The sequence below is a fragment of the Streptomyces sp. NBC_01506 genome, assembly GCF_045040295.1.
Lineage (GTDB): Bacteria > Actinomycetota > Actinomycetes > Streptomycetales > Streptomycetaceae > Streptomyces.
The window spans coordinates 5,644,753-5,666,270 of sequence record NZ_CP109422.1 but is presented as its reverse complement, the minus strand read 5'-3'; the positions used below and the strand labels follow the sequence as shown (position 1 = coordinate 5,666,270).

Sequence of the window (21,518 nt, the reverse complement as noted above, 5' to 3'; positions counted from 1 at the left end):
CCGCGCTTCCTGGGCTGCGGGCAGGCGGGCCGACGGGCTCAAAGGCAGTGGGGCCTGTGGCTCGCTCGACCGTCACGCGGACTCCTCAACTGCCTCCACGAACACCACTGGGCCGAAGATCAGCGGGTGCGCCCCGGGGATGCGGGCGGTACGGGTGTGAGGCCACCGTGATCGACAAGGAACAGCGTGACGGGCCCAGCCCGCCGGCACAGCACGATCACGCGGCATTCACCCCAACGTGGGCCACGTCGCACAAACGAACGAAGACCGGCCCCTGATGTGCTGATGGGGACGCTCCACCCGCCCCCACACACCCCCGGAGCTCCCAACGAGCCCAGGAACGACGAAATCCCGCCCGGTCGAATCGACCGGGCGGGATTTCGTGAACCGCTTACGAGCTAACCCGTGAACGGCTTGCCGTGGACCTGTGGGGATTTGAACCCCAGACCCCCTCGATGCGAACGAGGTGCGCTACCAGACTGCGCCACAGGCCCTTGCGACGAATGAAACTTTAGCACCCCGGTCGGGCTGCTTGGAAATCAGTTCCGTGCTGGTCACTCGTTGGCCGCGCGGGGGCGGTCGTCGTCGTACTGGTCGAACAGCGGGGTCCGGCCGCGGTCGCGGGGGCGGCGCTGGGGTGGGGGGGTGTGGCGTCGGTCGGCGGGGTCGGGGGGCGGCGGGGCGGCCGGGGTCGGCTCGGCCGTGGAGGAGCGGGCCGCGCTCCAGGTCTCCGGGTCGCTGACGTTCACGCCGCTCGTCGCGCGCGGGGCGACGGGCGCCGTCACGTACGTCGGCAGCGGGACCGGGACCGGCTCCCAACTGTCGCCGCGGGCCGGGCCGCGCTCGCGCTGCTGGTCGACCCACTCGGCGTGGTCCGTCTGCTCGACCAGCGCGCGGCGGCCGGCCTCCTGCGGGGAGACCGAGGGGGCCGGTTCCGGGGCGGGGTGGGGTTCCGGCTCCTCGTCCGGCTCGGCCGGGGCCGATGCCTTGTGGTGCCGGCGGGGGCGGTTCTCGCGCAGTCGCTGCGCGGCGATCTCGGCCCTGCGGCGGTCCATGGTGAAGACGAAGCGGCGCCGCTCCTGGGCGCGCAGATGCACGATGTACGCGCTGAGGAGTACGGCGGGGACGCCCGGCGCCCACAGGAAGGCGAGCCCCTGGACGCCGGCGACGATCGCGCCGACCGTGAAGGCGAGAAAGAGCACCACGGTGGTGCGCCGGCGGCGGGCGAGGACCTGGGAGCGCTGGGCGCGGCGGGCGCGTTCGGCCGCGGCGCCGGAGGGGCGTGCGCGCCGTTCGGGCGCCGGGCGGGCCTGCGCGGGTACGGGGGCGGGGGCGTGCGCCGGGCCCGACGCGGCGGGCGCGGCGGCCGGTGCGGGCGCCGGGATCTCCAGCCGGGCTTCGGTACGGGCCGCGGGCGCGGAGAAGGACCGGACGTCGACAGAGCTGGTCGGCTCCGCCGCGACGTCCGGTTCACCGTCGGGCCCGGTCTCCTCGGTGGTGCGGTCCTGCAACTCCTTGGCGTACCGGCGCTCCATCGCCGCGCGCCCGGACAGCAGCCGGATGGCGGTGCTGAAGCGTTCCGTCGGACGGGCTTCGTTGAGCTCGTCCTGCCTGCGGAGCCACATCGGTACCAAGTAGGCGGCCCAGGCCCCGACGATGACTGCGTAGATGAGGCCGCTGCTGCTCACGGTTCACACCGTAGAGGTGTTCGCGCGACGGGATCCGCCAATTGAGCCGGTGTGTCGCACGATCTGGCTGATATCACGGACTTTTTTTGTGATTGTTCAGATCACTTGATGGTCGGATGGCGACTATTTTCGAACACTTATTTCATTTATGTGGCGTCCCAGGTCGCGCCCGGTGCCAGCGGTGCAGGAGTCCTTCCGGCACTTCCTCGGCCGTGAGCGCGAAGACCAGATGGTCCCGCCAGGCCCCGTCGATGTGCAGATAGCGGGGGCGGGTCCCTTCCTCGCGGAATCCGAGTTTCTCCACGACCCGGCGGCTGGGCCCGTTCTCGGGGCGAATACACACTTCGATCCGGTGCATCCCCGCCATACGGAAACAGTGGTCGACGGCGAGGGCCACGGCCGTCGGCATGACGCCTCGCCCCGCGACGTCGCGGTCCACCCAGTAGCCGACATGGCCCGAGCACATCGAGCCCCAGGTGATGCCCGCGACGGTCAACTGACCGACCAGACGCCCCTGGTACTCGATGACGAACGGCAGCATCCGCCCCGCGTTCGCCTCGGCGCGCAGATGACGGACCATCTGCCGGTATGTCGGGCGCTGCGCGACCGGGGCGCCGGGGGGCGGCGGCGGGATCGTCGCCTCCCACGGCCGCAGCCACTCACGGTTGCGCCGGTTGACCTCGCGCCAGGCCCGCTGATCGCGCGGCTTTATCGGCCGCAGGACGACATCACCGTCCACCAGCGCCACGGGCCAGAACGGGTGGTTCATCCGTCGGTACGCGGGTGATCGCCGCCGTGGATCTGGTCGACGGCGTGGACGAGCAGTCGGCCCAGGACGGCGAGCCCGTCCCGTACACCGCCGGAGGAGCCCGGCAGATTCACGATCAGGGTCCGGCCCGCGACGCCCGCGAGGCCCCGCGAGAGCGCGGCGGTGGGGACCTTCCGGGCGCCCTCGGCGCGGATCGCCTCGGGGATGCCGGGGATCTCGTGGTCCAGGACGCGGCGGGTGGCCTCGGGGGTGCGGTCGGTGGGCGAGACGCCGGTGCCGCCGGTGGTCAGGATGACGGCGTACGAGGCGGCCACCCCCTCGCGCAGGGCCTGCTCGACCGGGTCGCCGTCGGGCACGACCAGCGGTCCTTCTACCGAGAAGCCCAGCTCCGCGAGGGCGTTCGCGATGATCGGGCCTCCGGTGTCCGCGTACACACCGGCCGCCGCGCGGTTGGACGCGGTGACGACGAGGGCGCGGTAGGGCTGTCTCGCGCGCGGCCCGGGGGCCGTGGTCGTGGTGCCGTTGTCGGCGGGATCGGTCATGGCGTGCCCCTCTCCGGGGTCCCGTTCGTGGACGCCACGCGTGAGTAGTGGCCCGACTTCCCGCCGGTCTTCTCCTCGACCCGTACGTCGGTGATCACCGCGCCCTTGTCGACGGCCTTCACCATGTCGACCACCGTCAGCGCCGCGACCGAGACCGCGGTCAGGGCCTCCATCTCCACGCCCGTGCGGTCCGTGGTCCTGACCGTCGCCAGGATCTCCACCGCGTCGTCCGTGACGGCGAGGTCGAGCGTGACCCCGGAGACCGCCAGCGGATGGCAGAGCGGGATCAGCTCCGGGGTCCGTTTCGCGCCCATGATGCCCGCGATCCGGGCGGTGGCCAGGGCGTCGCCCTTCGGCACGCCCTCGCCCCGCAGCAGTTCGACCACGCGCGGCGACACCAGCACCCGGCCGCTCGCGCTGGCGGTGCGCGCGGTGACCTCCTTGGCGGAGACGTCGACCATGCGGGCCGCGCCCGCCTCGTCGAGATGTGTCAGGCGGCCTTGTCGAGAAGGTCCGGGGGTCTCCCCCCGGGAAAACGCAGTCATCGCTGTGGCGCTCCCGGTCCGGGCCCGGCGGGGCCTGTTAGGCAGGACACGCTACCGCCACCGCGCGGCCCTCAGCCGAGCAGCACCACGTCGACCTCGCTGCCGGGCTCCACCGACGTGGCCTCCTCGGGGACCACGATGAGCGCGTCGGCGTGGGCGAGGGCGGCGACGAGATGGGATCCGGCGCCGCCGACGGGGGCGGCCGTGCCCGCCTCGGCGTCGTACGTACCGCGCAGGAACTGGCGCCGGCCCGACGGGGACGTCAGCGGTGCGTCCGCCTCGAGCGTCGCGCGGACCGTGGGGCGGTGGACGTCCTGGCGGCCCATGAGCGCGCGGATCGCGGGGCGTACGAACAGCTCGAAGGACACGTACGACGAGACGGGATTGCCGGGGAGGGCGAGCAGCGGGGTGTGGTCGGGGCCGATCGAGCCGAAGCCCTGGGGCTTGCCCGGCTGCATCGCCAGCTTGCGGAAGTCGATGCCGCTGCCCGGCTCGTCCTCGTCTCCTACGGAGGACAGCGCCTCCTTCACCACGTCGTACGCCCCCACGCTGACACCGCCGGTCGTCACGATCATGTCCGCGCGGATCAACTGGTCCTCGATGGTCGCCCGGAGGGTGTCCGCGTCGTCGGTGACCGCGCCGACCCGGTAGGCGATGGCGCCGGCGTCACGCGCGGCGGCGGTGAGCGCGAAGCTGTTGGAGTCGTAGATCTGGCCCTCGCCCAACGCCTCGCCCGGCTGGACCAGTTCGCTGCCGGTCGACAGGACGACCACGCGCGGGCGCGGGTGGACCCGGACCGTGGCGCGGCCGATGGCGGACAGCAGACCGATCTGCGGCGGTCCCAGGAGCGTGCCGGCCTCCAGGGCGAGGTCTCCGGCCTGTACGTCGCTGCCGCGCGCGCGGACGTGGGCACGGGCCTCGACCGGGCGGTAGACCCGGACCTCGCCGCTCGCGTCCTCGGGCGCGGAGCCGGCCGGGCGCATCGAGGTGGCCGCTCCGCCGCCCGTACCGCCGTCGGTCCATTCGACCGGGACGACGGCCTCGGCGCCCGGCGGCAGGGGTGCGCCGGTCATGATGCGGGCGGCCTGCCCGGGGCCGACGCGGGGCAGGGAGCCGCCGCCCGCCGCGACGTCGCCGATGACGGTCAGGACGGCCGGGAACTCCTCGTCGGCTCCGGACACGTCGGCCGTACGGACCGCGTAGCCGTCCATGGAGCTGTTGTCGAAGGGCGGCAGGGCCACCGGCACCGTGACGTCCTCGACGAGGACGCAGCCCTGGGCGTCGGGCAGTTGGAGCTCGATCGGGTCCAGCGGGCGGACCGTGGCGAGGATGTCCGCCAGATGCTCGTCCACCGTCCAGAACCGTCCGTGCCCCGAGACGGGTGCGGGTGCCGGTGTCGCCGTACTGCTCAAGTCGCTACATCTCCTCGGTGACGTAACTGCGGAGCCAGGCCCGGAAGTCCGGTCCCAGGTCTTCACGTTCGCACGCGAGTCTGACAATGGCACGCAGATAGTCGCCGCGGTCACCCGTGTCATAACGGCGTCCCTTGAAGACCACGCCGTGGACGGGGCCGCCGGCCTTCTCGTCGGCCGACAACTGCTGGAGCGCGTCGGTGAGCTGGATCTCACCACCGCGGCCCGGCTCGGTCCTGCGCAGTATCTCGAAGACGGCGGGGTCGAGGACGTAGCGGCCGATGATGGCGTAGTTGCTGGGCGCGTCCGCGCGGTCGGGCTTCTCGACCAGGTCGTGCACCTTGACCACGTCGCCGTAGGCGGTGGGTTCGACGGCGGCGCATCCGTAGAGGTGGATCTGGTCGGGGTCGACCTCCATCAGGGCGATGACGCTGCCGCCCTCGCGCTCCTGGATCTCGACCATGCGGGACAGCAGCGGGTCGCGCGGGTCGATCAGGTCGTCACCGAGGAGCACCGCGAAGGGCTGGTCGCCGACGTGCGGGGCGGCGCACAGGACGGCGTGGCCCAGGCCCTTGGGATCGCCCTGCCGGACGTAGTGCATCGTCGCCAGATCGCTGGACTCCTGCACCTTGGCGAGGCGTTCGGTGTCGCCCTTGCGGGTCAGCGCCTCCTCCAGCTCGTAGTTGCGGTCGAAGTGGTCTTCCAGGGGACGCTTGTTGCGACCGGTGACCATGAGAACGTCGGAGAGCCCGGCCATCACGGCTTCCTCGACCACGTACTGGATCGCTGGCTTGTCGACGACAGGCAGCATCTCCTTGGGAGTGGCCTTGGTGACAGGCAGGAAGCGTGTTCCGAGACCTGCGGCAGGGATGACGGCCTTGCTGATCCTGGGGGGCGACTGAGTCATGCGGAGCAGCCTATCCGCCACCGATGAGGGGAAGATGTGGCTCCGGTTAACTTTCCCTCTATACATACGCATACGACAGATTTGTGAAGTCCGTTGAATACTGACATGTCAGGAAAGACCGCCCTACGACGGGAACTCCTCGCCGCGCGGCGCCTCCTGTCCGAAGACGACGTCCAGAACGCCTCCGCGGTTCTCGCCCGGCGGGCGCTGGATCTTCCCGAACTCGCGGCGGCCGGGACTGTCGCCGCCTACGTCTCCGTGGGACGCGAGCCCGGCACGCGCGCGCTGCTCGACGCGCTGCGGGAGCGGGGGGTACGGGTTCTCCTGCCGGTGCTGTTGCCGGACAACGACCTGGACTGGGCGGCGTACGACGGGGCGCGGCGGCTGGTCCGCGCGGGGCGGGGGCTGCTGGAGCCGGACGGGGCGCGGCTGGGTGTGGACGCGGTGCGTCAGGCGCGGGTGGTGCTGCTTCCCGGGCTCGCGGTGGACGGGCGCGGGATGCGGCTGGGGCGGGGTGGCGGGTCGTACGACCGGGTCCTGGCCCGGCTGGAGGGAGCGGGGGCGGAGGTGGGCGCGGGGGCGGGCGTGGGGGCGGGGGCGGGCGTGGGGCCCGCTCGCGCGGTGCTTCTGTACGACCACGAGGTGGTCGAGCGGGTCCCGGAGGAGCCGCACGACCGCCCCGTGCACGTGGTGGTGACGCCGGGTGGGATCCGGCGCTTCGGGAGCGGGTGAGCGGGGGGAGCGGGGCGTTCCCGGGTGGCGCCGCGTCCTACGGCGCGAGCGTCAGGGTGTCCCCCGTACTCTCCTCCACGGCTCTGCTGCCGAACGACCAGTCGAGCAGTTCACCCTTGGCCCATTTGTCCGTCTGGTCGGTGTAGTTCGGGCTGTACGCGTGCCCCGAGGCACCCGTCAGATTGATCCAGCGGGACTTGTCCCAGTCGCCGACGTTGATCACCATCCGCATCGACGGCACCCACATGACGTCGTAGCCGCCCGCCGCGTTCCAGCCCGTGGCGTTGACCGTGGCCTCGCCGCCGCCCAGGTTCCACGGGCCGCGGTTGAGCAGGGTCTTCACTATGCCGGGACCCTCCGTACCGAGGGTCTGGTTCTCGAGGTTGAGCTGGTGCAGCCGGCCCCAGCTCCAGGTGGAGACGTCCTTGCCGAGCTTGGCGGTCAGCTCCCAGCGCGCGTCCGTGAGGGCGCGCAGCAGAAGCTCGTCACGGGTGTCGGTGGCCTTCTCCGTACGTGTCTTCGGCGACTGCCACCACTCGTTGTCCTCGTCCTTGAGGATCTTGCGGGTGATCTCGAACCAGCGGTCACCGCCGTCCGGCTGCGCCGACTCCGGGGAGCGCTGGCCGCACTCCTGCACCAGCTCGGCGAGGTCGTCGACCGGGCCCGTGCTGTCGGCGGGGCGCACGGTCAGACACTCGCCCTTGACGCGCATCTCCTTGGGAAGCTTGTTCCCGAAGGCGAGCTTGAGGACGTTGCGCCAGACGCCGTTGAAGTACGCGGCTGCCGCCGAGTCCGGTTCCTGGGTGTAGTCCCAGCCCTCGAGGAGCTTCTGGGCCTCGCGTACGTCGGGGTCCGAGACATCGATCTTCAACAGATACGGCATGAGCAGCGTGGCGATCTCGCTGCGGTTGTCGGTCTGCATGGTGCGCATGTCGTCGGTGGAGATCTTCCCGCCGTCCTTGATCTTCGACTTGATGAGGTCGTTGATCCGCTGGCTGCGGGCGCCGTAACCCCAGTCCTCGGTCAGCGGGTAGGGGTAGTCGTCCTTGTCGATGACGGCCTGGTTGGCGGTGACGATGTAACCGCGCTTCGGGTTCTCCTCATAAGGAAGCTCGTCGAAGGGGACGTAACCCTCCCAGCGGTACTTCGGGTCCCAGCCGGGGGCCGGCAGCGAGCCGTCGCCCTGGGCGCGGATCGGGATCCGGCCGGGCGCCTGGTAGCCGATGTTGCCCTTCGTGTCGGCGTAGATCAGGTTCTGCGAGGGGACCTCGAAGTTCTCGGCCGCCTTGCGGAACTGCGCGAAGTCCTTGGCCTTGTTGAGCTCGAAGACCGCGTCCATGGATTTGCCCGGCTCGAGGGCGGTCCACTGGAGGGAGACCGCGTATCCCTCGCCCCGGTCGGGGGCCGCGTTGTTGACGGGGGCCTTGTCACCGACTCTGCGCAGCTCGCTGTTGCGGTCGGAGACCACCGGGCCGTGTTCGGTGGAGCGGACCGTGATGGTCTGGCTCTTGGCACCGGCGATCTTGATGGTTTCCTGACGGGTCGTGAACTTCTTCTGCTCGTTCCCGTACTGGTAGGTGTCGCCGTTGACCTTCTCCAGATAGAGATCGGTCACATCGGCGCCGAGGTTGGTCATACCCCAGGCGATGTCCTTGTTGTGGCCTATGACGACGCCCGGCATACCGGCGAAGGTGTAGCCGGCGACGTCGTACTGGCAGTCCTCGGTGAGGCTGCGGCAGTGCAGGCCCATCTGGTACCAGACGGAGGGGAGCTGGGGCGCGAGGTGCGGGTCGTTGGCGAGCAGGGGCTTGCCGGTCGTCGTGTAATCGCCCGAGACGACCCACGAGTTGGAGCCGATGCCGCTGCCACTGGGGCCGAGGAGGGCGGGGATCTCGTCGAGGGTGCCGGAGAGGGCGTCGAGTTGGGACTCCAGGCCCTCGGTGGCGCCCGCCACGTCCGTGCCGGTGCCTGTGCCGGTGCCTGTGCCTGTGCCGGTTTCTGTCCCGAGCCCGGTGCCCGTGCCGAGCCCTGTGCCCGTGCCGTCGTCCGTCGCGTCGCCCGGCTCGGCCTTGGGGTCGTACTCCTCCGCGAGCGGGTCGACCGCGCCCTCGGAGACGATCGGCTGGTTCCGGCTGTACGGATACGACGGGTACAGGTCCTTGATCTGCTCCTCGTCCATCCTGCTGGTGAGCAGCGAACGGTCGATCTCGTCCTGCATGTTGGAACGCAGGTCCCACGCCATCGCCTTGAGCCAGGCCACCGAGTCGACGGGGGTCCACTTCGCAGGCTTGTAGTCGTTGGTGAAGTTCAGGGCGGCGTACTCGACGGAGATGTCCTTGCCGTCGCGGCCCTCGAGGTAGTCGTTGACGCCGTCCGCGTACGACTGGAGGTTCTTCTTGGTCTCGTCCGAGAGCTTGGTGTCGTACTCCTCCTGGGCCACCCGCCGCCAGCCGAGCGTGCGCAGGAATTCGTCCGTCGCGACCTGCCCCTTGCCGAACATCTCGGAGAGCCGGCCCGAGGTCATGTGGCGCCGGACGTCCATCTCGTAGAAGCGGTCCTGCGCCTGGACGTAGCCCTGGGCGCGGAACAGGTCCTCGTCGGTGTTCGCGTAGATCTGCGGGATGCCGTAACTGTCGCGCTTGACCTCGACCTGACCGTCGAGACCCGGCAGCTTGATCGTGCCGGTGGTCTGCGGGAGCGAGGCACGCACGGTACTGACGCCCCAGTAGGCGCCGTAGCCAACGCCTGCTACCAGAGCCAGCACCAGGACGATCACGACAAGGCGGGCGCGTCGCCCCTTCTTTTTGGTGACAGGGGGCGTTGAGTTGGCGGGCATCGCTGTCCTTCGAGGGGCAGGGTGGTCCTGGAATGCTGCAGCAACCATAGGCGCAGCACTTCACCCGCCCGGACGCGGTGTCACTAGTACGACCGGGAGAACGACCCGGCGGGGCCCCTCGGACGATCACACAGGAAATCACGGAATCGATCGCACGAACGATCGAACGCGTCAAGAAAACGTTAAAGATTAGGTAAGGTAACGAAGTGTCGACTGCCGGAGAAACGATCCGGTGTGCGCGAGGGGAAGGATCGGCCGCTGACTGTCCACCAGCTCAATGAACTCCTGCTCATCTGCTCGCTCGTGCTGCTGATCGCGGTCGCCGCGGTACGGATCTCGTCCCGGAGCGGCCTTCCCAGCCTGCTGCTCTACCTCGGGATCGGCGTCGTCATAGGTCAGGACGGCATCTTCAACGTCAAGTTCGACAACGCCGAGCTGACCCAGGTGATCGGCTACGCCGCCCTGGTCGTGATCCTCGCCGAGGGTGGTCTCGGCGCCAAGTGGAAAGAGGCCAAGCCCGCGCTGCCGGCGGCCGTCGCCCTGTCGACCCTCGGAGTCGGGGTGAGCGTGGGCGTCACCGCGACCGCCGCTCACTATCTCGTCGGCCTGGACTGGCGGCAGGCGCTGATCATCGGCGCCGTCGTCTCCTCCACGGACGCCGCCGCCGTCTTCTCCGTACTGAGGAAGATTCCGCTGCCGTCGAGGGTGACGGGCGTGCTGGAGGCGGAGTCGGGCTTCAACGACGCCCCCGTGGTGATCATGGTGGTGGCGCTGTCGACGGCCGGACCGGTGGAGCACTGGTACGTGCTGGTGGGCGAGATCGTCCTGGAACTGGCCATCGGCGCCGCCATCGGCATCGCGGTGGGCTGGCTGGGCGCCTTCGGGCTGCGGAGCGTGGCGCTGCCGGCCTCCGGTCTGTACCCCATCGCCGTGATGGCCATCGCCGTCGTCGCGTACGCGGCCGGGGCCATGGCGCACGGCAGTGGATTCCTCGCCGTGTATCTGGCCTCCATGCTGCTGGGGAACTCCAAGCTGCCGCACGCGCCCGCGACCCGCGGCTTCGCGGAGGGGCTGGGCTGGCTCGCGCAGATCGGCATGTTCGTCCTGCTCGGGCTGCTGGTGACGCCGCACGAACTGGGCGACGACTTCTGGCCCGCGGTGATCGTCGGTCTGGTGCTGACCGCGGTGGCGCGGCCCCTGTCCGTGCTGGTCAGCCTCGCGCCGTTCCGCATCCCCTGGCAGGAGAAGGCGCTGATGTCGTGGGCGGGGCTGCGTGGCGCCGTGCCCATCGTCATGGCGACCATCCCGATGGTCTCGGGGATCGAGGGCAGCCACCGGATCTTCAACATCGTCTTCGTGCTGGTCGTCGTCTACACGCTCGTGCAGGGGCCGACGCTGCCCTGGGTGGCCAGGACCCTGCACCTCGGCGACCCCGCCGAGGCGTCAGACCTCGGTGTGGAGTCGGCGCCGCTGGAGCGGCTGCGCGGTCATCTGCTGTCCGTGGCGATCCCGCAGCGGTCGAAGATGCACGGTGTGGAGGTCGGCGAACTGCGGCTGCCTCCGGGGTCGGCGGTCACGCTGGTCGTACGGGAGGACAAGAGCTTCGTGCCGGGGCCGTCCACGGTGCTGCGGCGGGGGGACGAGCTGCTGGTGGTGGCGACGGATCCGGTACGGGACGCGGCCGAGCGGCGGCTGCGGGCTGTCGGGCAGGGCGGAAAGCTGGCCGACTGGCTGGGTGCGAACGGGACAGGCGGGACGAACGGAGCGGGTGGGACGACGGGCGGGACGGGTGGCGCGGGCGCGAGTGGGGGCGCGGGCGGACCGGCCAGGAGGCCGAGGGCGCGGAGGAAGCCGGGGAGCGGGGTCGGCGGGCTCGGGCGGGGGTCGGGCTGACGGCCGGGGCGTGCTGCTGAGGCGTACGGCTGAGGCGGCTCGGGCGGCTGGCCTGGGAATCGAAGGCCGTGGCATCCGGAGGCGTCAATCACAGGTACGGGCCGGGATCCTCCGGGTGTTTCCCAGGTAGGATGAGGCCCGTGCCTGTCGCGTCAAGGAATGCTTGAGACGTATCGCTTCAGCCGTACCGTCCCGGCCGTACTGACATGACTGCACAGACTTGATCGACCAACTCTGCCTGACGCAGAGCTGGCGCGACCGTATGGCGGCCGTGGCGTCCCCCTCAGTGGACCCTGGGTATCTACCGCAGTTCCGCGCAAGAGGACAGCTCTCGGCAGCCCCCGTACATGCGGGGACGCCACCAGGCGGCAGAAAGGCAAGGACCGTGTCCGACACGGTCGACACCACCGCCGGTGGCTCCGAGGGAACGGGCCCGGCCGCACGTCCCGGTTACGGGCAACTGCTGCGTACGCCCGGTGTCTGGACGTTTCTGCTTCCCGGCTTCGCCGCGCGGCAGCCCTTCGCGATGCTGACGATCGGCATCGTCCTGCTCGTCCAGCACACTTCCGGTTCGTACGGCAGCGCGGGCATCGTCGCCGCCGTCACCGGTGTCTCCATGGCGCTTTTCGCGCCGCAGAACGGCAAGCTCGCGGACCGGTTCGGGCAGCGCGCGGTGCTGGTGCCCGGCGTGCTGCTGCACGCGGCGTCCGTCACCGCCCTGACCGTGCTCGCGCTGGCGGGCGCGCCCCTGTGGGCGCTGTTCGTCGCCGCCGTACCGACGGGCGCTTCGATCCCGCAGGTGGGGCCGATGGTCCGGGCCCGCTGGGCGGCCGTGCTCGGGGGCTCCGACGAGCGCGCGCGGCTGCTGCCGACGGCCGCCGCCTTCGAGTCGGTCACGGACGAGTTCACCTTCGTCATCGGGCCGGTCCTCGCGACCGCGCTGTGCACCGGCGTACACCCGGCGGCGGGGCTGATCGCCGAGGGGGTGCTGACCCTGGCGGGCGGGCTGCTGTTCGCCGCGCAGCGGGGCACCCAGCCGAAGCCGACGCGGCAGCGTGCGGCCGGTTCGAGTGGTTCTGCCACTTCGGTCGCTTCGGTCGCTTCGAAGGGGGCGCGCGTCTCGGCGCTGTCCGTTCCCGGCGTACGCGTCCTGGCCGTGGTCTTCCTCGGTATCGGCTCGGTCTTCGGCGGTATGCAGGTCTCGCTCACGGCCTTCGCCGAGGAGATCGGCAACCCCGGCGCGAACGGCCTTCTGTACGGAGTCTTCGCCGCCGGCAACATGCTCGCCGGTGTCGCGTACGGTGCCGTCGCCTGGAAGATCGGGCCCCGCCGCCGGCTGGTCGCCGGTTACGCGGGCCTGACGCTGGCCGCCTCCGGGCTGTGGGCCGTGCACTCGGTGCCCGTGCTCGCCGGGCTCGGCCTGCTGGTCGGCCTGTTCATCGCGCCGGCGCTGATCAGCGGCTACACCCTGATCGAGTCGCTGGTCCCCGCCGGGGCGCGTACCGAGGCGTTCACCTGGCTGACGGGCGCGGTCGCGCTGGGCCAGGCCGGAGCGGTGTCGGCGGCCGGACAACTGGCGGACGCGCACGGCGCGAGCGCCGGATTCGTGGTGCCGCTGGTGGGCACCGCACTGGCTCTGGCCACGCTCGTCACCCTGCGCTCGCGGCTCACGCCGAAGGCGTCAGGCCACGTCGACGGGCGTGGAATGGATCACCGCGTGCCGGTGGCAGTGGACTGATCCAGCGGAATACGTCACTATGGAGCGTCGTTAGCACTCATTGAGTGAGAGTGCCAGGAGGAACAAGTGCCGACCTATCAGTACCAGTGCACCCAATGTGGCGAGGGCCTCGAGGCGGTGCAGAAATTCACCGACGATTCCCTCACCGTGTGCCCCGCGTGCGAAGGCCGCCTGAAGAAGGTGTTCTCCGCGGTCGGCATCGTCTTCAAGGGCTCCGGCTTCTACCGGAACGACAGCCGCGGCTCGTCGTCCAGCAGCACGCCGGCCAAGGCGGGCGCGTCGAACGGCTCGGGTGAGTCGGGCGGTTCGAGCGACAAGTCGTCGGGCTCGTCGTCGTCATCGTCGGACTCGAAGTCCGCGTCCACGTCGTCGAACGGGTCGTCGTCCTCCGGTTCGGGCTCGGGTTCTTCCGGCTCCGGTTCCTCGGGTTCCTCCGGCTCGAAGTCGGGCGCTTCGAGCGGCAGCTCCAGTTCCAGCTCCAGCGGGTCGTCCGCCGCCTGATCATCCAAAACCTCCTCCGGGACCCCGCCGTTCGGTACGGCGGGGTCCTCGGCGTTCCCGCACGCCCACGCGCGCACGTCCTCCCTTCCGTGGCCCGGCTAGGGTGATCGTCATGGCGACCAAGGCGAACGCAGAGGGCTCGGAGACCGCGGAGATCGGCGTGATCGGCGGCTCGGGCCTGTACTCATTCCTGGACGACGTGACCGAGGTCACCGTCGACACCCCCTACGGGCCGCCCAGCGACTCGCTGTTCCTCGGTGATGTCGAGGGCAGGCGCGTCGCGTTCCTGCCCCGCCACGGGCGGGCGCACGATCTGGCGCCGCACCGCATCAACTACCGCGCCAATCTGTGGGCGTTGCGGTCCGTCGGCGTACGGCAGGTGCTCGGCCCGTGCGCGGTGGGCGGGCTGCGTGAGGAGTTCGGCCCGGGGACGCTGCTCGTACCGGACCAGATGGTGGACCGTACGAAAGCGCGTGCCCAGACGTACTACGACGGGGTGCCGCTGCCCGGCGGTGGCGCTTCCAAGGTCGTCCATATCTCGCTCGCCGATCCTTACTGCCCCGAGGGGCGCAAGGCGGCGCTCGCCGCGGCGCGCGGGCGCGAGTGGGAGCCGGTGGACGGCGGGACGCTGGTGGTCATCGAGGGGCCGCGCTTCTCGACGCGCGCCGAATCGCGGTGGCACGCGGCGATGGGCTGGTCGGTGGTCGGTATGACGGGGCACCCCGAGGCCGTGCTCGCCCGTGAACTGGGCCTCTGCTACACGTCGTTGACGCTCGTGACCGATCTGGACGCCGGGGCCGAGACGGGCGAGGGCGTCTCGCACGAGGAAGTGCTGAAGGTCTTCGCCTCCAATGTCGACCGGTTGCGCACGGTGCTGTTCGACACCGTGGGCGGGTTGCAGTCGGCCGAGACGCGGGACTGCCTGTGCTCGCACGCGCTGGACGGCATCGATACGGGGCTTGAGGTGCCGTAAACGCCTGGGGCGGGTCTCGTTCGGGTGAGCGAGATATCCACATCGAGGTAGTTATCCACAGGCTTCGGCGGGATTTCGGCGGGACGTGGATCGTGAGGGGTGGTCAGCAGAGATTCCTCACGCCAGGTGGTGGTTGCCATGTCCCGTTCCCGTTCCCTCTCGCGTTCCCTCCCCCGCTCGCCCTCGACCCGCGCCTCGGATCATCCGTCCCTCCCGCCCGTGCCCGCGCCATGTGGGGTGCCGGCGTTCGATCCGGTGCGGGTGCGCGGCGGTGGGCATCGGCTGCGCCGGGCCCTGCTCCGGCGGCGGCGTGCGATGGCGGCGGGGCTGGCGGTGACGGCCGCGGCGCTGGCGGCGTCGGGCGCGGGCGGCCCCGGTGTCACGGCCGGAGCGGAGGAGCGCGCCGAGGCCGCGTCCCGTGCGGCGGCGCGTGGTGGTGGTGTGCCGGGCGCGGGCTCAGATGCTCAACCGGCGGTGCCGAAAGCGCGGTTGGTGACGGCTCCGGTGCGGATCGCGGATGTGGCGACGGTCCGGCTGCTGCGGCCGGGCGACCGGGTCGATGTGATCGCCGCGGCCCACTCCCCCACGCGCGAGGAGTCGGACGCCCGGGTGATCGCCACGGGCGCGCTGGTGGAATCCGTCCCACGGGCCCTGGAGAGCGCCGCCGACGGTGGGGCGCTGGTCCTGCTGACCGTCGCGCGTGATGTCGCGGCGGAGTTGGCGGGTGCGAGTACCAACTCCCGGCTGGCGGTGACGCTGTGCTGAGCCGACGGGTGCCGATTTTGGCTGCCCATCGTCGTACTGATGACCATATTGGTCACACGAAAGCATGGGCGGATTGGACAGCCGGGGCGCGAATTGCCCAAGGTGTCAGGGCGATTGGCTGTCCCCGTCGCTGTCCCCACGGCAGATACGAAGAAGGGCTCATTGGTGAGCAACGAGAAGGAGAGCCTGTTGGAGGGCTTCAAAGCCTTCCTCACGCGCGGCAACGTGATCGACCTCGCGGTCGCGGTGGTCATCGGCGCCGCGTTCACCAGCGTGGTGAACTCCCTGGTGAAGGGCGTCATCAACCCGGTCGTCGGCGCGTTCGGCACCAAGAATCTGGACAACTACACCTCGTGCCTGAAGTCTCCGTGCGAGACGAACGCGGCGGGCGATGTCGTGTCGGGTATCCCGATCATGTGGGGCTCGGTGCTGAGTTCGACACTCAGCTTTCTGATCACCGCCGCCGTCGTGTACTTCCTGATGGTCCTGCCGATGGCGAAGTATCTGGCCAGGCGTGCCAGGCAGCAGGCCGCGAAGGAGCAGGTGGAGGAAGTGCTGGAGGTGAGCGAGCTGGAGGTCCTGAAGGAGATCAGGGACGCGCTGGTGGCTCAGCGGCGGGGGCCGGAGCAGAGCGCCCCATAGGTCGCGTCCGCGAGGTCCCGCCCATCCCCGGACCCGTCTGCGGCCCCGACCGCGACGGCCGGTCCGGCGGATCGTGGCGGGACGGCCCCGGCCCGCGCGGTCGGGCCGCCGACGCTCAGATGTGGTGGGGCGGCTTCTCGTCGAGGAAACGGGCCAGGTCGGCGGCGCTGTTGCCGCTCGTGGCCGGCCGCTCTCCCCAGCCCGCGTCCGTGTCGTCGGAGGACTGGCGGTCCAGCGGGTCGTCGAAGACCAGCGGCGGCTTGGGCGGTCCCGGCTTCGGGGGTGCCGGCTTGGGCGGGGCCGGTCGGGGCGGGTCCGTGACGGTGTCACGCGGTCCGGGAGTGCGGGCGGTGCTCATACGTCCACAGTACGGGGGCCGGGCCCGCTCCGGCGGATCGTCGCGGACCCTCGCACGTCCGCCGGACCGGCACCGGGCGCGGCGGGCGGGGCGGTCACCGCCGTGGATGGGTGGGACCTCGTGGTACGCATGGGGCCCATGGCAACCAATGACGCATTGACGGATGTGGCGGGGATCCGGGTCGGCCACGCACGGGTGGCCGGGGACGGGGCGCTCACCGGCACCACGGTCGTCCTCGCGCCCGAGGGCGGGGCGGTCGCCGCCGTGGACGTACGGGGCGGTGGTCCCGGCACCCGTGAGACCGACGCGCTGGATCCGCGCAATCTGGTCCAGCGGGTGGAGGCCGTCGTGCTGACCGGCGGCAGCGCGTACGGGCTCGACTCCGCCGCCGGCGTGATGGCGTGGCTGGAGGAGCGGGGGCGCGGTGTGCGGGTCGGGCCGGATCCGTCCCAGGTGGTCCCGGTCGTCCCGGCCGCGTGCGTCTTCGACCTGGGGCGCGGCGGCGACTGGCGGGCCCGCCCGGACGCCTCCACGGGCCGCGCGGCGGTGGAGGCGGCGGCCCGTACGGAATCGGGGGCACCGGTCGCCGAGGGTGCGGTCGGCGCCGGGACCGGGGCCGTGGTGGGGCAACTGAAGGGCGGGGTCGGCACGGCGAGCGTGCTGCTGCCGTCCGGGATCACCGTCGCGGCGCTGGTCGTCGCGAACGCGGCGGGCTCCGCGGTCGATCCGCTGACGGGCGTGCTGTACGGGCGGTACTTCCAGGGCCGTCCCGGCTATCCGTCGGCCGGTGTGCACGAGGCGGCCCTCGCGCGCCTCGCCGAGGTGCGCGAGCGGGACGGGCTGCCTCCGCTGAACACCACGCTCGCCGTCGTGGCGACCGATGCCGACCTCTCCAAGGCGCAGGCGCAGAAGCTCGCGGGGACGGCGCACGACGGCATCGCGCGCGCCGTCCGTCCTGTACATCTGCTCAACGACGGCGACACGGTCTTCACCCTCGCCACGGGCGAACGCCCGCTCGAAGCCGGGAGTCCGCTGGCGCTCAACGAGTTGCTGGCGGCCGGGGCCGACGCTGTGACCAGGGCGATCGTGCGGGCGATGGTGGTGGTCGAGGGGATCGACGGGCCCGGCGGCACGTTCCTGGCGTACCGCGATCTGTACGGCACGGACTGACCGGCGGCGCAAGGGAGTTGAGGGGGGCTCGAAGGAACTTCTTGCGCGCCCCCAATCGTTTTACCAAACTTGGGACGCAATGTCAGTCCCAGGGGCTACGTTATGCAATCACCAAGTGACATGTGGCGACGGCCTGGAGACCCACCTTGAACGATCCGTATGAGACAAGCGAGACGCATCTTGAGCGTCTCCTGGGTCGGGCACTCAACTCCTTCGATCTGCCCGACACCGTGATCGAGCGGCTCGACTCCGCTCTGGCGCATGCCAGTTCATTGCGTTCCTCGCACCACAGTGCGGGACTGCACCGCGAGACCTACCGGCATACCTACCTGCTTGCCGACAGCACCGCCCTCACCCTCTGGGAGCTGGTCCACAACACCGGGCGCGACGGCGCCGAACAGCACGAGCTGTACACCGACGAGTACGAGGTGCGCCTCGCCGCCTCCCGACTGCGCCACCCCGGCCGCGCGGGCGGCAGCGGCCGGGCCGCCGTTCCCTCCTCCGACCCCCTCGACTCCGCCACCGATTCCGACTCGTTCTTCGAGTCCCGTTTCGAGCCGGGGCTCGGCGGGAGTCTCGATCCGAGCTTCGAGTCCGACCTCGCGGCCGATCTCGACCTGCTCAGTGGCCTGCTGACGGCGCCACAGACACCACTGCCGCGGGTGTATCTCCCGGACAACTCCGCCGACCACGCACGCCGGGTGCTGCGCCGCGCGGAGAACGTGGACCGGCCGGGCGAGGAGATCGCGAGACCGCTGCGGGCCGCCTTCGCCCACCAGATCACCCAGGTCTTCGGCCGGCACGGCCATGTCGAGGGCAAGGACGCGGGGTTCACGCTCTACGAGCACGCGTTCCTGCTCCTCGACGGCACGGAGACAAGCCTGTGGGAGGTCGAGCACACCGCGACGCCCGACGGCCGTCACATGTGTGAGGTGTACGCCGCGCAGAGCACCGCGCGCGAAGCCATGGAGCTTCGCGCGCGGGTCAGATGACCGGGTGGGGGCGGGTGCGGGTGCTCAGACGGATACCGGCACCTTGGGCGCGGTCCCGGACTCCTCGGCCGGGACGCCGTCCCGGGCGAGGTCCTTCCCGCCGCGTCCGCCCATGCCCTTCAACAGGATGACCAGAGCGGCACTGACCGCCGTACCGGCCAGGATCGCGATCAGATAGAGCACCGGATTGCCGATCAGCGGGAGCACGAAGATCCCGCCGTGCGGGGCCCGCAGGGTGCACTCGAAAAGCATCGACAGCGCGCCCGTGACCGCGCCGCCCGCCATGGCCGACGGGATGACCCGCAGCGGGTCGGCCGCGGCGAACGGAATCGCGCCCTCGGTGATGAACGAGGCGCCGAGCACCCACGCGGCCTTGCCGTTCTCCCGCTCGGTACGGGTGAACAGGGCGCCGCGCACCACGGTGGCCAGGGCCATCGCGAGCGGCGGGACCATACCGGCCGCCATCACGGCGGCCATGACCTTCAGGCTGCCGTCGTTGGGGTTGGCGAGGCCGCCGACCGCGAAGGCGTAGGCGACCTTGTTGAGCGGCCCGCCCAGGTCGAAGCACATCATCAGGCCGAGTACGACACCGAGGATGATCGCGTTGGCGCCGGACAGCCCCGACAGCCAGTCCGTCAGGGCCTTCTGGAGCTCGGCGATCGGCTTGCCGACCACCAGGAACATCAGGAAACCGACGACCGCGGAGGAGATGAGTGGGATGACGACGACAGGCATGATGCCGCGCAGCGCGGCGGGTACCTTGACCCGCTGGATCGCCATGACCGTACCGCCGGCGATCAGACCGGCGGCCAGACCGCCGAGGAATCCCGCGTTGATGGTGAGCGCGATGGAGCCGCCGACGAAGCCGGGTACCAGACCGGGGCGGTCGGCCATCCCGTACGCGATATAGCCCGCGAGGACCGGCACCAGGAAGCTGAACGCGAGGCCGCCGACCTGGAACAGCAGCGCCGCCCAGCTCATGGAGTCCGTCCAGGCGAAGTGCTCGGCGACGGAGGGTGCCTTGTCGACGGTGTAGCCGCCGATGGCGAAGCCGAGGGCGATGAGCAGTCCGCCCGCCGCGACGAACGGGACCATGTAACTGACCCCGGACATGAGCCACTTGCGCAGTTTGGTGCCGTAGCCCTCGTCGGGGCCGCCGGTCGCGTCGACGGGTGAGCCGGGGGCGGCGGCCGTGGTCTCGCCGCGGGCGGCCTTGGCGCGGACCTCGGCGATCAGTTCGGCGGGGCGGTTGATGCCCGCCTTGACGCCGACGTCGACGGTGGGTTTGCCGGCGAAGCGTTCCTTCTCCCGTACCGGTACGTCGTGCGCGAAGATCACGCCGTCGGCGGCGGCGATGACGGCGGGGTCGATGCGGGTGAACCCGGCGGAGCCCTGCGGTTCGACGACGATCTCGACGCCTTCGCTCTGGCCGGCCTGTTCCAGGGCCTCGGCGGCCATGTAGGTGTGCGCGATGCCGGTGGGGCAGGAGGTGACGGCGACGACGCGGAAGACGGCGGGCGGTTCCGGTTGCGCCGCCGGTTCCGCCGCCGGGGCCGGTGTCTCGGGAGGTGTGTCGCCGCTGATCAGGCTCGCGGTCGCCGCAGGGTCCGTCGCCGCGCGCAGCGCCGCCGTGAAGTCCGGGTCCATCAGCCGACGGGCCAGGGCGGACAGGATCGTCAGATGCGCGTCGTCGGCGCCGGCCGGGGCCGCGATCAGGAAGATCAGGTCCGCCGGGCCGTCGGGCGCCCCGAAGTCGACGCCCTCGGCCGAGCGGCCGAACGCCAGCGTCGGCTCGGTGACATGCGCGCTGCGGCAGTGCGGGATGCCTATCCCGCCGTCGAGCCCGGTCGGCATCTGCGCCTCGCGGGCGGCCACATCGGCGAGGAAGCCGTCCAGGTCGGTGACGCGGCCCAGGGCCACCATGCGTTCGGCCAGCGAGCGGGCCGCGGCTTCCTTCGTCTCTGCGGCCAGGTCGAGGTCGACCAGGTCCGCGGTGATCATGTCGCTCATCGCGGGCTCCTTCGGGGGGACGTGAGGGGAGAGGTCATGAGGCGGGCTCCGAGAGGGGACGGTCCAGGGGGATGTCCGCGGACACGGTGACCGCGCGCGGGTCGAGATCCGTGGGCGACGGCATGACGCTGCCCGGCAGTTGGACGGCCGCCGCGCCATGGGCGACGGCCGAGGCCAGCGCGTGAGGACCGGTGCCGCCCGCCGCGAGGAATCCGGCGAGCGAGGCGTCACCGGCGCCGACGTTGCTGCGTACGGCGGCGACGGGGGCGCTCGCGAAGTAGGCGCCCGCGTCGGACACCAGGAGCTGGCCGTCCGCGCCGAGGCTGGCGAGGACGGATCTGGCACCGTACGTACGCAGCTCCTCCGCCGCCTTCAGCGCGTCCCCGACGGTGGCCAGCGGGCGGCCGACCGCGGTGGCGAGCTCGTCGGCGTTGGGCTTCACGACGTCCGGGCGCTCCTTGAGCGCGGCCAGCAGCGAGGCGCCGGAGGTGTCGAGCGCGATCCGGGCGCCGGCGGCGTGGGCGCGGGCGACGAGTTCGGCGTACCACCGCGGCCCGAGCCCGCGCGGCAGGCTGCCGCAGCAGGCGATCCAGTCGGCCTTCCCTCCCACGGCGTGGTCGCGCAGGGCGGACAGCAGGGACTCCGACTCGGCGGGGGTCAGTTCGGGGCCGGGTGCGTTGATCTTCGTCAGCGTGCCGTCCGGTTCGGCGAGGGCGATGTTCGAGCGGGTCGCGCCGGCGATCGGCACGGGGGCGACGTCGATGCCCTGGCCCTCGAGGAGCTGGGCGACGAGCGCGCCGGGGGCGCCGCCGAGGGGCAGCACGGCGACGGTACGGTGCCCGGCCGCCGCGACGGCCCGCGAGACGTTGACGCCCTTGCCGCCGGGGTCCATGCGCTCGACAGTGGCACGCAGGACCTCGCCGCGGTGGAGGGCGGGGATCTCGTACGTACGGTCCAGGCTCGGGTTGGGCGTGACGGTGAGGATCATGCGGGGGCCCTCCGGGGGGTGGGGGTGGGCCAGTCGACCGGGTCCGTCCGGTGGGCC

General features: G+C 71.2%; 19 protein-coding genes and 1 tRNA gene. 9 read left to right on the top strand and 11 right to left on the bottom strand.

Features of this window, described 5'->3' with window-relative positions:
* Positions 1-420 precede the first annotated feature (420 nt).
* The 7 genes from OG329_RS25195 to galU all read right to left on the bottom strand — a co-directional run bounded on the left by OG329_RS25195 (position 421) and on the right by galU (position 5,863).
* Positions 421-494 (bottom strand) — tRNA-Ala (locus OG329_RS25195).
* A 60-nt stretch (positions 495-554) separates the two neighbouring features.
* Positions 555-1,688 carry a gephyrin-like molybdotransferase receptor GlpR gene (gene glpR, locus OG329_RS25190; RefSeq protein ID WP_405798283.1) on the bottom strand — a complete coding sequence of 378 codons (1,134 nt, stop codon included), beginning with the start codon at positions 1,686-1,688 and terminating at the stop codon, positions 555-557.
* A gap of 142 nt (positions 1,689-1,830) precedes the next feature.
* The gene (locus OG329_RS25185; protein WP_405798281.1) at positions 1,831-2,457 is read right to left on the bottom strand and encodes a GNAT family N-acetyltransferase; all 627 of its coding nucleotides are present in this window, start codon (positions 2,455-2,457) and stop codon (positions 1,831-1,833) included.
* Positions 2,454-2,999, bottom strand: a complete 546-nt coding sequence (locus tag OG329_RS25180) for a molybdenum cofactor biosynthesis protein B (RefSeq protein ID WP_405798279.1) — start codon at positions 2,997-2,999, stop codon at positions 2,454-2,456. Before OG329_RS25180 ends, OG329_RS25185 begins: the two co-directional genes overlap by 4 nt.
* Positions 2,996-3,544, bottom strand: coding sequence for a cyclic pyranopterin monophosphate synthase MoaC (gene moaC, locus OG329_RS25175; RefSeq protein WP_405798278.1), 549 nt, complete (start codon positions 3,542-3,544; stop codon positions 2,996-2,998). The genes OG329_RS25180 and moaC overlap by 4 nt, the downstream gene beginning before the upstream one ends.
* Positions 3,545-3,615: 71 nt before the next feature.
* A complete protein-coding gene (gene glp, locus OG329_RS25170) occupies positions 3,616-4,956 on the bottom strand; it encodes a gephyrin-like molybdotransferase Glp (protein WP_405798276.1) in 1,341 nt (446 codons plus the stop codon).
* A gap of 4 nt (positions 4,957-4,960) precedes the next feature.
* Positions 4,961-5,863 (bottom strand): UTP--glucose-1-phosphate uridylyltransferase GalU, encoded by a 903-nt coding sequence (gene galU / locus OG329_RS25165; protein WP_405798274.1) that lies wholly within the window; start codon positions 5,861-5,863, stop codon positions 4,961-4,963.
* A 105-nt stretch (positions 5,864-5,968) separates the two neighbouring features.
* Here galU and OG329_RS25160 point away from each other — a divergent pair, with 105 nt between their 5' ends.
* Positions 5,969-6,595, top strand: coding sequence for a 5-formyltetrahydrofolate cyclo-ligase (locus OG329_RS25160; protein WP_405798273.1), 627 nt, complete (start codon positions 5,969-5,971; stop codon positions 6,593-6,595).
* Positions 6,596-6,632: 37 nt separating this feature from the next.
* Here the strand turns inward: OG329_RS25160 and OG329_RS25155 are convergent, their stop codons facing one another.
* Entirely contained in the window at positions 6,633-9,431 is a 2,799-nt protein-coding gene (locus OG329_RS25155) for a penicillin acylase family protein (protein WP_405798271.1), read from the bottom strand.
* Positions 9,432-9,689: 258 nt separating this feature from the next.
* Here OG329_RS25155 and OG329_RS25150 point away from each other — a divergent pair, with 258 nt between their 5' ends.
* The 6 genes from OG329_RS25150 (at position 9,690) to OG329_RS25125 (ending at position 15,943) form a co-directional block, all read left to right on the top strand.
* Positions 9,690-11,324, top strand: a complete 1,635-nt coding sequence (locus OG329_RS25150) for a potassium/proton antiporter (RefSeq protein ID WP_405801997.1) — start codon at positions 9,690-9,692, stop codon at positions 11,322-11,324.
* Positions 11,325-11,709: 385 nt separating this feature from the next.
* The gene (locus OG329_RS25145; RefSeq protein ID WP_405798269.1) at positions 11,710-13,062 is read left to right on the top strand and encodes an MFS transporter; all 1,353 of its coding nucleotides are present in this window, start codon (positions 11,710-11,712) and stop codon (positions 13,060-13,062) included.
* Positions 13,063-13,128: 66 nt separating this feature from the next.
* Positions 13,129-13,563, top strand: a complete 435-nt coding sequence (locus OG329_RS25140; protein WP_405798267.1) for an FmdB family zinc ribbon protein — start codon at positions 13,129-13,131, stop codon at positions 13,561-13,563.
* A 112-nt stretch (positions 13,564-13,675) separates the two neighbouring features.
* Positions 13,676-14,536, top strand: a complete 861-nt coding sequence (locus OG329_RS25135) for an S-methyl-5'-thioadenosine phosphorylase (RefSeq protein ID WP_405798266.1) — start codon at positions 13,676-13,678, stop codon at positions 14,534-14,536.
* A gap of 219 nt (positions 14,537-14,755) precedes the next feature.
* On the top strand, positions 14,756-15,301 hold the full coding sequence (locus OG329_RS25130) for a hypothetical protein (protein WP_405798264.1): 546 nt from the start codon (positions 14,756-14,758) through the stop codon (positions 15,299-15,301).
* 165 nt (positions 15,302-15,466) lie between these two features.
* Positions 15,467-15,943: an MscL family protein gene (locus OG329_RS25125; protein WP_405798263.1), complete on the top strand. Its 477-nt coding sequence runs from the start codon at positions 15,467-15,469 to the stop codon at positions 15,941-15,943.
* A 115-nt stretch (positions 15,944-16,058) separates the two neighbouring features.
* On the opposite strand, the gene OG329_RS25120 is transcribed toward OG329_RS25125, so the two are convergent.
* On the bottom strand, positions 16,059-16,301 hold the full coding sequence (locus OG329_RS25120) for a hypothetical protein (RefSeq protein ID WP_405798262.1): 243 nt from the start codon (positions 16,299-16,301) through the stop codon (positions 16,059-16,061).
* Positions 16,302-16,439: 138 nt separating this feature from the next.
* Here OG329_RS25120 and OG329_RS25115 point away from each other — a divergent pair, with 138 nt between their 5' ends.
* Both OG329_RS25115 and OG329_RS25110 read left to right on the top strand, forming a co-directional pair.
* A complete protein-coding gene (locus OG329_RS25115) occupies positions 16,440-17,471 on the top strand; it encodes a P1 family peptidase (protein WP_405798261.1) in 1,032 nt (343 codons plus the stop codon).
* Positions 17,472-17,617: 146 nt separating this feature from the next.
* A complete protein-coding gene (locus OG329_RS25110; protein ID WP_405798260.1) occupies positions 17,618-18,463 on the top strand; it encodes a DUF6227 family protein in 846 nt (281 codons plus the stop codon).
* A 24-nt stretch (positions 18,464-18,487) separates the two neighbouring features.
* Here OG329_RS25110 and OG329_RS25105 read toward each other — a convergent pair whose 3' ends face one another.
* Together OG329_RS25105 and pfkB are read right to left on the bottom strand one after the other, a co-directional pair.
* The gene (locus tag OG329_RS25105) at positions 18,488-20,473 is read right to left on the bottom strand and encodes a fructose-specific PTS transporter subunit EIIC (protein WP_405798258.1); all 1,986 of its coding nucleotides are present in this window, start codon (positions 20,471-20,473) and stop codon (positions 18,488-18,490) included.
* 34 nt (positions 20,474-20,507) lie between these two features.
* Complete coding sequence (pfkB, locus tag OG329_RS25100; RefSeq protein ID WP_405798257.1) at positions 20,508-21,461, bottom strand: 1-phosphofructokinase; 954 nt, start codon at positions 21,459-21,461, stop codon at positions 20,508-20,510.
* Between the last annotated feature and the right edge of the window lie 57 nt (positions 21,462-21,518).